General features: G+C 67.7%; 10 protein-coding genes and 2 tRNA genes. 6 read left to right on the forward strand and 6 right to left on the reverse strand.

Annotated elements, in window-relative coordinates; all coding sequences use genetic code 11:
• Positions 1-1,227, reverse strand: a 1,227-nt coding sequence (locus tag V6M46_RS11220; protein ID WP_332664917.1) for an acyl-CoA dehydrogenase family protein, incomplete at its 3' end; no start/stop codon positions are given.
• 17 nt (positions 1,228-1,244) lie between these two features.
• Here V6M46_RS11220 and V6M46_RS11225 point away from each other — a divergent pair.
• Positions 1,245-2,162 (forward strand): YihY/virulence factor BrkB family protein, encoded by a 918-nt coding sequence (locus V6M46_RS11225; protein ID WP_332664918.1) that lies wholly within the window; start codon positions 1,245-1,247, stop codon positions 2,160-2,162.
• Between the two features lie 12 nt (positions 2,163-2,174).
• On the opposite strand, the gene V6M46_RS11230 is transcribed toward V6M46_RS11225, so the two are convergent.
• Both V6M46_RS11230 and V6M46_RS11235 read right to left on the reverse strand, forming a co-directional pair.
• Positions 2,175-3,032: a hypothetical protein gene (locus V6M46_RS11230; protein ID WP_332664920.1), complete on the reverse strand. Its 858-nt coding sequence runs from the start codon at positions 3,030-3,032 to the stop codon at positions 2,175-2,177.
• Between the two features lie 66 nt (positions 3,033-3,098).
• On the reverse strand, positions 3,099-4,088 hold the full coding sequence (locus V6M46_RS11235; protein WP_332664921.1) for a LacI family DNA-binding transcriptional regulator: 990 nt from the start codon (positions 4,086-4,088) through the stop codon (positions 3,099-3,101).
• 182 nt (positions 4,089-4,270) lie between these two features.
• On the opposite strand from V6M46_RS11235, the gene V6M46_RS11240 reads away from it, so the two are divergent.
• The 4 genes from V6M46_RS11240 (at position 4,271) to V6M46_RS11255 (ending at position 9,334) form a co-directional block, all read left to right on the forward strand.
• A complete protein-coding gene (locus V6M46_RS11240) occupies positions 4,271-5,194 on the forward strand; it encodes a carbohydrate ABC transporter permease (protein WP_332664923.1) in 924 nt (307 codons plus the stop codon).
• A gap of 1 nt (position 5,195) precedes the next feature.
• Entirely contained in the window at positions 5,196-6,098 is a 903-nt protein-coding gene (locus tag V6M46_RS11245) for a carbohydrate ABC transporter permease (RefSeq protein ID WP_332664928.1), read from the forward strand.
• A gap of 49 nt (positions 6,099-6,147) precedes the next feature.
• The gene (locus V6M46_RS11250; protein ID WP_332664930.1) at positions 6,148-7,482 is read left to right on the forward strand and encodes an ABC transporter substrate-binding protein; all 1,335 of its coding nucleotides are present in this window, start codon (positions 6,148-6,150) and stop codon (positions 7,480-7,482) included.
• 94 nt (positions 7,483-7,576) lie between these two features.
• Positions 7,577-9,334: a glycoside hydrolase family 35 protein gene (locus tag V6M46_RS11255; protein ID WP_332664933.1), complete on the forward strand. Its 1,758-nt coding sequence runs from the start codon at positions 7,577-7,579 to the stop codon at positions 9,332-9,334.
• Between the two features lie 26 nt (positions 9,335-9,360).
• On the opposite strand, the gene V6M46_RS11260 is transcribed toward V6M46_RS11255, so the two are convergent.
• Positions 9,361-9,525, reverse strand: a complete 165-nt coding sequence (locus V6M46_RS11260) for a hypothetical protein (RefSeq protein WP_332664935.1) — start codon at positions 9,523-9,525, stop codon at positions 9,361-9,363.
• 484 nt (positions 9,526-10,009) lie between these two features.
• On the opposite strand from V6M46_RS11260, the gene V6M46_RS11265 reads away from it, so the two are divergent.
• A complete protein-coding gene (locus V6M46_RS11265; protein ID WP_332664938.1) occupies positions 10,010-10,978 on the forward strand; it encodes an ATP-dependent DNA ligase in 969 nt (322 codons plus the stop codon).
• 60 nt (positions 10,979-11,038) lie between these two features.
• Here V6M46_RS11265 and V6M46_RS11270 read toward each other — a convergent pair.
• Together V6M46_RS11270 and V6M46_RS11275 are read right to left on the reverse strand one after the other, a co-directional pair.
• A tRNA-Val gene (locus tag V6M46_RS11270) sits at positions 11,039-11,115 on the reverse strand.
• A 33-nt stretch (positions 11,116-11,148) separates the two neighbouring features.
• Positions 11,149-11,219, reverse strand: a tRNA-Cys gene (locus tag V6M46_RS11275).
• Positions 11,220-11,268 lie beyond the last annotated feature (49 nt).

Here is an 11,268-nt window from a genome sequence, read left to right on the forward strand (position 1 = left end):
CTCGACATAGCCGTTGCCACCCAGGCACTCGAGCGCCTCGGCCACCATGAACGGCGTGCGCTTGCAGACCCAGAACTTCTCGAGCGCCAGCCCGATCCGGCGCAGCGCCTGCTCGTGCGGGTCATTGAGGTGGTCGACCGCGGAGGCCAGCCGGAGGGCGACCAGCGTGGCGGCCTCGGTCTCGACCGCGAGGTCGGCGAGCACATTGATCATCGCGGGCTGGTCGGCCAGCGTCGCGCCGAAAGCCGAGCGCTGCGACGTGTGCCAGGCGGCCTCGGCGAGCGCCTTGCGCATGATGCCGGCCGAACCGAGGATGCAGTCCATCCGGGTTGCGGAGACCATCTCGATGATCGTGCGGATGCCGCGGCCCTCGTCGCCGAGACGCACGGCGTGCGCGTCGTCGAACTCCAGCTCGCTCGAGGCGTTGGACCGGTTGCCGAGCTTGTCCTTGAGCCGCACGATCGACAGCGCGTTGCGGCTGCCGTCGGGGCGTACGCGGGGCACCACGAAGCACGTCATGCCTTCGGACGCCTGGGCGAGGACGAGGAAGACGTCGTTCATCGGCGCCGAGGTGAACCACTTGTGGCCCGTGATGAGGTACTCACCGTGCGTCTCGGTCGGCCGGGCGATCGTCGTGTTGGTGCGCAGGTCCGAGCCGCCCTGCTTCTCGGTCATGCCCATGCCGGCGAGCAGCCCGGCCTTCTGCTCGGGCGGGCGGAGCCCGAAGTCGTACGTCCTGGACGCGAGCCCGGTCGTCCACTGCTTCGCGAGGGCGTCGTCGGCGCGCAGGGCGGGCACGACGGCGTACGTCATGGTGATCGGGCACATGTGGCCCTGCTCGGTCTGGCCCCACGCGAAGAAGCCGGCGGCGCGCTTGAGGTGCGCGACCGGGCTCTGCGAGACCCAGGGCTCGGCGGTCAGGCCGAAGCCGACGCCCTGCGTCATCAGCCAGTGCCACGACGGGTGGAACTCGATCTCGTCGATGCGGTTGCCGTAGCGGTCGGCCGTACGCAGCACCGGCTCGTTCTCGTTGGCGAGGTGCCAGTGCTCGCGCGCCTCGGCGGATCCGGCCAGGCTGCCCAGCGGCGTCAATGCGTCGACGATCTCGGCGCTGTGGTCGCCTCCGAATGCTGCCACTCCGTCGATCAGCGCGCGGTCTGCGGTTGCGATGTTGTATCCGACCAGCGGGGTCGCCTGATTCGAAGGTGCGCGCTGCAGGGGATCCATGTCGCTACGGTAGAGCCATGGCGGTCGAACCGGTAGACCGACCGGCGATCGCCGAAGCGGGCAAGAAGGTCGTCGCGCGCACGGTCAGCAGCTGCTTCCGCTATCGCGTGACCGGGCTCGCTGCCGAGGCGGCATTCTTCGCGATCCTGTCGCTCCCGCCGCTCGTGTTCGGTCTGGCCGGCACGATCGGATTCATCGCCGAACGCTTCGAGGTCGCCAAGGTCGAGGTGCTCAAGGACCGGGTCATCGACCTCGCCTCACAGGCGCTGACCCCGGACACTGTCGACAAGGTCATCACCCCGACGCTCGACGACGTGCTCGGCGGCGGTCGCATCGACGTGATCTCGGTCGGCTTCGTCCTCGCGCTGTGGTCGGGGTCGCGGGCGCTCAACGTCTTCATCGACACGATCTCGATCATCTACGGACTCGGCGGCCATCGCGGGATCGTCCAGACGCGCGCGCTGTCGTTCGCGCTCTACATCGTCGCGCTGCTCGTCGGGATCGTCCTGGTGCCGCTCGTGCTGGCCGGCCCGCAGGTGGCCGCCGACATCCTGTCGGATCGCTGGGCGTTCCTGCGATACGTCTATTGGCCGGCGGTGCTGCTGCTGTCCGTGGGCTTCCTCACGACGCTCTATCACCTGGCCGTGCCGGTGCGGAAGCGATGGCGACACGGCCTGCCCGGCGCGGTGTTCACGCTCTTGCTGTGGATCTTCGGCAGCTACTTCGTCCGGTGGGCGCTCGGGTTCTCCACCGGCGGCACCTCGATCTACGGCCCGCTGGCCGCACCCATCGCCGTCCTGCTGTGGTTGTACGTCCTGTCGATCGCGGTCCTGATCGGCGCGGCGATCAACGCCGCCGTCGAGGAAGGCCTCGAGGAGATGGGTTGGTTGGGACACCGCCACCCACAGGTGCCGCCCGAACCCGAACCTGCCTGAGAGTGCCCGGCCTCAGAGCTGGTCGAGGGGGTTGATCGCGGCCCAGGCCACGATCGCCGGGACGATGATCCACACGAGCACCAGCAGGATCGAGGCGACCGTCGCGAACAGCCTGGCGTGGTCCCGTGGTGGGTTTCCGGCGTCGCCGATGACCTCCCACAGCGCCTTGAACGACGCGTCGAGGGCGATGCGCGTACGACTGCGGGCGATGCCGGCGGCGCGGAGGATGCACCAGAACATGCCCAGGCCGATGACGAAGAACGCCGCCGCGAACGTGTACTGCGCCCACTGGTCGCCGGTGAGGCTGTTCTTGATCACCGACAGAAGGCCGGAGATCGCCGCACCACCGACGAGGAACGCCGGCAGGGGGAGCGACGACTTGTTGAGGTCGTTCATGATCGCGTCGACCTGGATGCGTGCGGTTGCCAGCAGCTGATAGTCGTCGGAGCCGACCGGGCTGTTGGCCTCCCGCAGGGCGTACAGCTGGCGGAGGTCCTTGACGAGGCGCTTCTGGTGGCTGCGGACGATCGCGATGATGAGCAGCTGCACGATGCGGTCGGCGATCGGCTTGATGAGCTTGGGCACCTTGAGGGCCGACGGCGGCTTGGCGCCATTGCGGTCGAACACCTCGAGCGCCCGCATGGCGCCGCGATGCGCCTCGTCGAAGCGGGCGGAGTGGCGCAGCGGCTTGCGGCTGCTGAGCTCGCGCAGCATCTGGTCCTCGACCTTGCCGCTGCTCCCGAAAGCCTCCAGCGTCGCCATGGCCTCTGCCTCGTCGCTCTCGCGGAAGAACCGCAAGGAGTCCAGCCGCGAGCTCAGCTGGTCGAGCAGCAGGTGTTCTTCGCGCTGCACGGGTTCCTCGATGGCCATACGCCGAACGTTAGGCGCAATAACCCCTGATTGTCTTGGAAACCGCTCCGGTTCCAGTCCGGCGGCCTAGCGCTTCGGAGGTGCCGCGGTGCTCTTGCGGACGACCAGCCGGGTCGGTACGAGGGTCACCCCGGGCTGGCTGGCACCGTTCTCGACCTGGTCGAGCGCGCCATCGACGCACAGTCGGCCGACCTCGGCGAAGTCCTGGTGGATCGTCGTCAACGGCGGGAGGTACGCAGCGGAGTCCGGCAGGTCGTCGAACCCGACGACCGACACGTCCTCCGGGACGCGCCGGCCCCCTTCGTGGAGGGCGTTCATCAGCCCGAGCGCCATCTGGTCGTTCGCGACGAACACCGCTGTCACGGACTCCTCGGCCAGGAGCTGCTGACCGGCCGCATAGCCACTCTCGGCGGACCAGTCCCCGCGCAGGACCCGGGGTACGTCCTTGCCCGCTGCCGCGAGGGTCTCCCGCCACGCGGCGAGGCGTCGCTCGCTCGCGAACGACTCCTCGGGACCGGCGACGTGCCACACGGTCTCGTGGCCGAGCGAGAGCAGGTGCTCCACGGCCAGCCGTCCACCGGTGGACTGGTCGGTGTCCACGACCGGATAGCGGTCGCCGGCATTCGAGTCGACGACCACGACGGGCGCGCCGGGCGGCAGCCCCACGGTCGCGGCGTCGAGCAGATGGATCTCCATGATCACGATGACCGCGTCGACGGCGAGCTCCTCGAGGCGACCGAACGCCCCGATGACCGCGGCCTCGGTGGGCATGGCCACGGGGATCAACGTGATGCCGTAGCCGCGAGCGGTTGCCTCGGCGGCGATGCCCTCCAGGGTCTTGCTGTTGCCGACATTGGCGAGCGAGAAGAGGATGACGCCGATCGTGCGGAAGCTGCCCCACTTCAGGGCTCGTGCCGCGCTGTTGGGCCGGTAGCCCAGCTCGCGCATCGCGGCCTGCACCACCTCGCGGGTGGCGGGAATGACGCCGGGGTGGCCGTTGGACACGCGGGACACCGTCTGCGACGAGACGCCGGCCAGCTTTGCGACGTCCGCCATCGACACACGCCGTTGCCGGGGTGCGCCGTTCGAGACAGGTTCCAACTCGCTCACGGGTCTTGACGTTCCTTCCTAGGGGTGTAACGTAACGCGCGTCACAACGATGTTTACGTAAACATAGGCGGTTTCCCGTCTGATGTGAAGCGCGACAGGCCCACACGGCCAGGAGAGGACCGGATCTGATGGTTGCCACGGGGGCAGTGGTCGCGCCGGCCGAGAAGCCGGCGGCGTCCTCTGGTCACTACCGTCGATCCTGGGCCGGCTGGGGATTCCTCGCGCCGTTCGCCCTGGTGTTCGCCCTCGTGTTCCTCGCCCCGATCGCGTACTCGATCTACCTGAGCGTCTTCCAGGACAAGCTGATCGGTGGCAACAGCTTCGTCGGCCTCGACAACTACAAGCAGGCGCTGACCGATGCGGCGTTCTATGACTCGATCTGGCGGGTGTCGCTGTTCCTCGTCGTCCAGGTCCCGATCATGCTCTTCCTGGCCCTGCTGGCCGCCCTCGCGATCGACGGCGGACGCCTCTACGGGGCGTCGCTGTTCCGCATCTCGATCTTCCTCCCGTACGCCGTGCCGGCGGTCGTCGCGACGCTGATGTGGGGCTTCATGTACGGCAGCCAGTTCGGCCTCGTCGGCAGCATCAACGACTTCTTCGGCATCTCGTTGCCCGACCCGCTCAGCCCGACCTGGGTCCTGGCATCGATCGGCAACATCGTCACGTGGGAGTTCGTCGGCTACAACATGCTGATCTTCTACGCCGCCCTGCGGGTCATCCCGGTGTCGCTCTACGAGGCGGCCGCGATCGACGGCGCGAGCGAGGTCCGCATCATCCGGGCGATCAAGCTGCCCGCCATCAGGGGAGCCCTGGTGATCGCGACGATCTTCTCGATCATCGGCAGCTTCCAGCTCTTCAACGAGCCCAACATCCTGCAGAACGTCGCCCCCAACGCCATCAGCACGCAGTACACGCCCAACTTCTATGCGTACTCGCTGTCGTTCTCCGGCCAGCAGTACAACTACTCGGCGACGATCGCGATCATCATGGGCCTGCTGACGATGGCCGTGGCGTACGTCGTCCAGCTCCGCGGCATGCGAAAGGCCCTCTGACATGGCGACGACCACGGCCCTGCGCCCAGCACAGCGCGCACGCTCGAAGCACTCGTTCGCCAGGCCTCGCCGCAGTCCGCTGCTGACGGCCTTGACCGGCCTCGTCATGCTCTACAGCCTGGTGCCACTGGCCTGGCTCGTGATCAACTCCACCAAGTCGCAGGACGACCTGCTGTCGTCGTTCGGCCTGTGGTTCGGCGACGACTTCTCGCTGTTCTCGAACATCACGGACACCCTGACGTACGACGACGGCATCTTCCTGCGGTGGCTCGGCAACACGGTGCTCTACGTCGTCGTCGGAGCAGGCGGTGCCACGGTCCTGGCGGTCATGGGTGGGTACGCCCTCGCCAAGTTCGACTTCCCCGGCAAGAAGAGCGTGTTCGCCGTCGTCATCGGCGCGGTCGCCGTGCCGGGCACCGCCCTGGCCGTCCCCACCTTCTTGATGTTCAGCGAGATGGGGCTGACCAACACGCCGTGGTCGGTCATCATCCCGTCGCTGATCTCCCCGTTCGGGCTCTACCTGATGTGGACGTTCGCGACAGACGCGATCCCCACCGAGCTGATGGAGGCCGCGAAGATGGACGGCGCCTCCGAGCTGCGCACGTTCGTCCAGGTGGCCCTGCCGCTGCTGGCACCGGGGATCGTCACGGTGCTGCTGTTCTCGATGGTGGCGACCTGGAACAACTACTTCCTGCCGCTCGTGATGCTCAAGGACCCCGACTGGTACCCGCTGACGGTGGGCCTCAACTCCTGGAACTCCCAGGCCATGACCGCAGGCGGCGACGTCATCTTCAACCTGGTCATCACCGGATCGCTCCTGACGATCCTGCCGCTCATCGCGGCCTTCCTTCTTCTGCAGCGCTTCTGGCAGTCCGGGCTGTCGGCAGGAAGCGTCAAGGAATGAGGTCAGCGTCGGCTGGCCACCTGAGTTTCGAACCAACGAGAGGAAACACATGATCATCAAGCATCGGAGACTGCTTCGCGCAGTCGCCGTCTCCGTCGTCGCGGCGCTCGCTCTTGCGGCCTGCGGCGGCTCCGACGGCGACAAGCCGAGCGCGTCCGGGGGAGCGGACGATGTCAAGGCGGCACTCGAGAAGGGCGGGACGATCACCGTCTGGGCCTGGGAGCCCACGCTGGAGCAGGTCGTCAAGGACTTCGAGGCCGAGCACACCAACGTCAAGATCAAGCTCGTCAACGCCGGAACCGGCAACGACCAGTACACCGCGCTGCAGAACGCGATCAAGGCCGGTTCGGGCGTGCCCGACGTCGCCCAGCTCGAGTACTACGCACTGCCGCAGTTCTCGCTCGCCAAGTCGGTCGCCGATGTCAGCGCGTTCGGGGCCAGCAGCCTCGACAAGACGTTCACGCCCGGCCCGTGGGCATCCGTCCAGCAGGCCGGAGGCATCTACGGCCTGCCGATGGACTCGGGCCCGATGGCGCTGTTCTACAACAAGGACGTCTTCGACAAGTACGACATCGCCGTCCCGACCACCTGGGACGAGTACGTTGCGGCAGCCCGCAAGATCCACAAGGCCGACCCCAAGGCGTACATCGCGAACGACTCGGGCGACGCGGGCTTCACCACGAGCATGATCTGGCAGGCCGGAGGCCAGCCGTTCAAGGTCGACGGCGAGAAGGTCACGATCGACCTCGCCGATGAGGGCTCCAAGCGCTTCGCCGGCACGTGGCAGACGCTGCTCGACGAGGACCTGGTCGCACCCGTCCAGTCGTGGAGCGACGAGTGGTACAAAGGCCTCGCCAACGGCACGATCGCCACGCTGACGATCGGCGCCTGGATGCCCGCCAACCTCGAGTCCGGCGTGGCATCGGGTGCGGGCAAATGGCGCGTCGCGCCGATGCCGCAGTGGGAATCCGGCGCGCACGCCAGCTCCGAGAACGGCGGAAGCTCGCTGGCCATCCCGGAGGCCAGCAAGAACAAGGCACTGGCGTACGCGTTCATGGACTACGCCACGGCCGGCAAGGGCGTCCAGACCCGCGTCGACGCCGGGGCGTTCCCGGCAACGACCAAGGAGATCAGCTCGCCGGACTTCGTGAACAAGAAGTTCCCGTACTTCGGTGACCAGGAGGTCAACAAGGTGCTCGCGGCCTCGGCCGAGGACGTCGTCAAGGGGTGGTCCTACCTGCCGTTCCAGGTCTATGCCAACAGCATCTTCAACGACACGGTCGGCAAGGCGTACGTCTCGAAGACACCCCTCGAGCAAGGCCTGGCGGACTGGCAGAAGAAGTCGGTCACCTACGGGGACCAGCAAGGCTTCACCGTCAACTGACCGTCGTACGGCTGGGCTGTGAGGGCCTCTCGATCAGAGGCCCTCACAGCCCGGCGCACTGCACACACTGCTCTCACCCCACGAAGGAACCGGCATGACATTCGCGATCGGCGAGCACGACTTCCTGCTGCGCGGCGAGCCGTTCCGCATCCTGTCCGGCTCGATCCACTACTTCCGCGTCCATCCCGATCAGTGGGCGGACCGGATCCGCAAGGCCCGTCAGATGGGGCTCAACACGATCGAGACGTACGTCGCGTGGAATGCGCACGCAGCCCGGGAAGGCGAGTTCGAGCTCTCGGGCAACCTCGACCTCGGGGCATTCCTCGACGCCGTCGCCGCGGAGGGCATGTACGCCATCGTCCGGCCGGGACCCTACATCTGCGCGGAGTGGAGCAATGGCGGGTTGCCCGCCTGGCTGTTCACCGACAGCTCGACCGGGGTGCGGCAGGACGAGCCCCGCTACCTGGCGGCGGTGGACCGCTACCTCCAACAGCTCGCGCCCGTCCTCGTGCCACGTCAGATCGATCGCGGCGGCCCGATCATCCTGGTGCAGGTCGAGAACGAGTACGGCGCATACGGGGCCGACAAGACGTACCTCCGCAAGCTCGTCGCGATCAACCGGAGGATCGGGATCACGGTGCCGCTGACCTCGGTCGACCAGCCCGTCGACGACATGCTCGAGAACGGCGGCCTGCCCGAGCTGCACCGGACAGCCTCGTTCGGCTCCCGCTCGCCCGAGCGCCTCGACACCCTGCGCCGGCACCAGCCGACGGGCCCGCTCATGTGCTCGGAGTTCTGGGACGGCTGGTTCGACGACTGGGGGAGCCATCACCACCTCACGTCGGTGGAGGACACCGCCCGCAGCCTCGACGAGCTGCTCGAACGCGGCGCCTCGGTCAACATCTACATGTTCCACGGCGGCACGAACTTCGGGTTCACCAACGGCGCCAACGACAAGGGCACGTACCTGCCGATCGTCACGAGCTACGACTACGACGCGCCACTCGACGAGGCGGGCAACCCCACGGAGAAGTACTGGGCGCTCCGAGACGTGATCGCCAAGCACGCGCCGGTCGGCGACGAGAAGCCGCAACCGGCACCGGCGCCACCGACGTTCGTCGCGCCGATCCGCAGGACCCTGCCACTGTGGGACGTGCTCGACGTCCTCGGCACCTGGACGCAGCACGACGGCCTGCCCACGCTGGACTCGGTGGGGCACTACGAGGGCTTCGCGATGTACAGCACCACGATCGACGTCACGGGCGCGGCGGTGCTGCACATCGACGAGGTGCGTGACCGCGCCCAGCTCTTCCTGAACCAGGACAGCCTCGGCGTGCTCGCCCGCGACCATCACGACACCTCGATCTCTCTGCCCGCGGCCGCGAAGGGAACGCTCGACCTCCTGGTCGAGGACCAGGGCCGGGTCGACTACGGCCCGCGGATCGGTGAGGCCAAGGGGCTCATCGGTGAGGCGAGCATCAACGGTGAGCCGTTGCGATCCTGGTGGGTTCTTCCGATGGACCTCGCCGACATCGAGCCCATCGCGCGAGCTCTCGAGTCGAGCGGAGAGCCCTCCGTCATCGCCGGCCCGGTGTTCGCCGGCGCGTCCTTCGATCATCCCGGCTCGGGTGACCTCTACCTCGACACCGCGACGTGGGGCAAGGGCGTCGCCTGGATCAACGGTTTCTGTCTCGGCCGCTACTGGTCACGCGGCCCGCAACGCACGCTGTATGTCCCGGGCCCGGTGCTGCGCGAGACCGGCAACGAGCTCGTGATGTTCGAGCTGCATGCCGCTGCCGGGTACGAGGTGTCGTTCGTGTCAGCCCCCGAGCTCGGTCACACGGAGCCCTGACGCCCCGCGGCTCACAGGCGTACGGATCAGGCTTCGTCAGCCTTGCGACCGGGCGGATGTCGCTCGTCGGTCCAGCCGACCGACTCGAGACGCTCCTCGAGCTTGCGGCCCGCTGTCGAGTTCATGCGCAGTGCGAGTTCTTCGTCCGGAATCGGCGATTCGTACTCGAAGCTCTTGCGTCGCCGTGCCATGGCCCAACCTCCCCATAATCGTCACATCACAGAGAAATTCTGTCCCGATGGTAGGTCCGGTTCCGACCGGGTTCAAGACTGGTTGCGCTCACATATCCGCAGGTCATGGACGGTTCGGCGGCTTGTCGCTGGGTACCCAGTCAAGGACGGTGACGAGAGGACCACGTGCCATGACTGAATCACCCATCCCACCGGCCGACCCGAGCTCCAGGCCGGGAGATCCCGACCTCGATCCGGCTCCCGGCCCTGGCGAAGATCCGAAGCCAACGCACCCGCCTGCCGACCCGTACACGCGGACGGCTCCCGAGGCGGACGCCGGTCAGGGCGACCCACCGGACCCGGTCCAGGAGGGCGCACCGGCCACCGGCCCCAAGGCTCCGCAACCCCCTCTGGGGTGAGCGAGGAGGGTCCCGGCCGCCCTCGTTTGTGGCTCGGGGTGTCGGGTACGTGATGGCCGAGGGAGAGCAAGGAGCGCGGAGTCGCGATGCTGAGCTTTGGGCAGGAGCCCATGCTGGCCCGGGCTGTCCAGACGCTGCCCGACCCCGGAGGGTGGCCGGGCGGTGTCGCGTATGAGCCCAAGTTCGACGGCTACCGAGCCCTGCTCTTCGTCGTTGAAGGCCGCTGCCGTGTGCAGTCGCGGCGCGGCCACGACATCACCGACGCGTTCCCGGACATCGCCTCGGCCGCTGCCGAGCAGCTGCCCGACGGCGTCGTCGTCGACGGCGAGCTCGTCGTCTGGGGAGACGGCGCGTTCGACTTCGCCGAGCTGCAACGGCGCCTGGTGTCTCGCCAGCGTCTCGCCCGCAAGCCGGCGAGCTTCGTGGCATTCGACGTGCTCGCGGTCAGCGGCGCGGACGTCCGCTCGTGGCCCCTGAGTCGGCGCCGGGCGGCACTGGAGCTGCTGCTCCAGGGGAGTGCGCCGCCCATGGAGCTGACGCCCCAGACGTACGAGAAGCAGGACGCCGAGCAGTGGTTGCGTGACTACGCCGCAGGCTGGGTCGGCATCGAGGGGCTGGTCATGAAGGGCCTCGACTCGCCGTACGTCTCAGGCAGGCGCGACTGGCTCAAGCTCCGGATCCGCGACACCGTGGACGTCGTCGTCGGGGCCGTCACCGGACCGGTGTCCGCTCCCGGTTGCCTGGTCCTGGGGCTCTATCGCGACGGCGAGCTGGATGTCGTCGGCAGTACCGGCGCGCTGAGCTTCCAGCAGCAGAAGGCCGTGCGGTCGTTGCTCGCCCCGGCAGGGCCGGGTCACCCATGGCCGGACGAGGTGTCGGCGGGTCGGCTCGGCCACCACGGCAAGGGGCGCGTGTCCATCACGAGGGTCGAACCATCGCTCGTGGTCGAGGTCTCGGCTGACTCGGCGTTCGAGCATGGCCGGTGGCGGCGCGCGACGACGTTCGTACGGCCGCGGCCGGACCTCGTGCCCGCCGAGGCCGCCCCGCCGGTGTGACCGAGTGGGTGAGCGCCCGGGGAACGCGAAAACCCCCGGTTTCCCGGGGGTTTTCAGGCGTGGTGGGCGATACAGGACTTGAACCTGTGACCTCTTCCGTGTCAGGGAAGCGCGCTACCAGACTGCGCCAATCGCCCGTGCAAAATTCAGTTGTTGTGCTGCTGTGCTCGAGGTGGGTACGGGATTTGAACCCGTGTAAACGGATTTGCAGTCCGTTGCCTCGCCTCTCGGCCAACCCACCGCTGGATGGGTATGGAGACCCGCTTCCGAGCGGACAACGAGATTCGAAC

Origin of the sequence: Aeromicrobium sp. (assembly GCF_036676885.1) — a bacterium.
Classification (GTDB): domain Bacteria; phylum Actinomycetota; class Actinomycetes; order Propionibacteriales; family Nocardioidaceae; genus Aeromicrobium.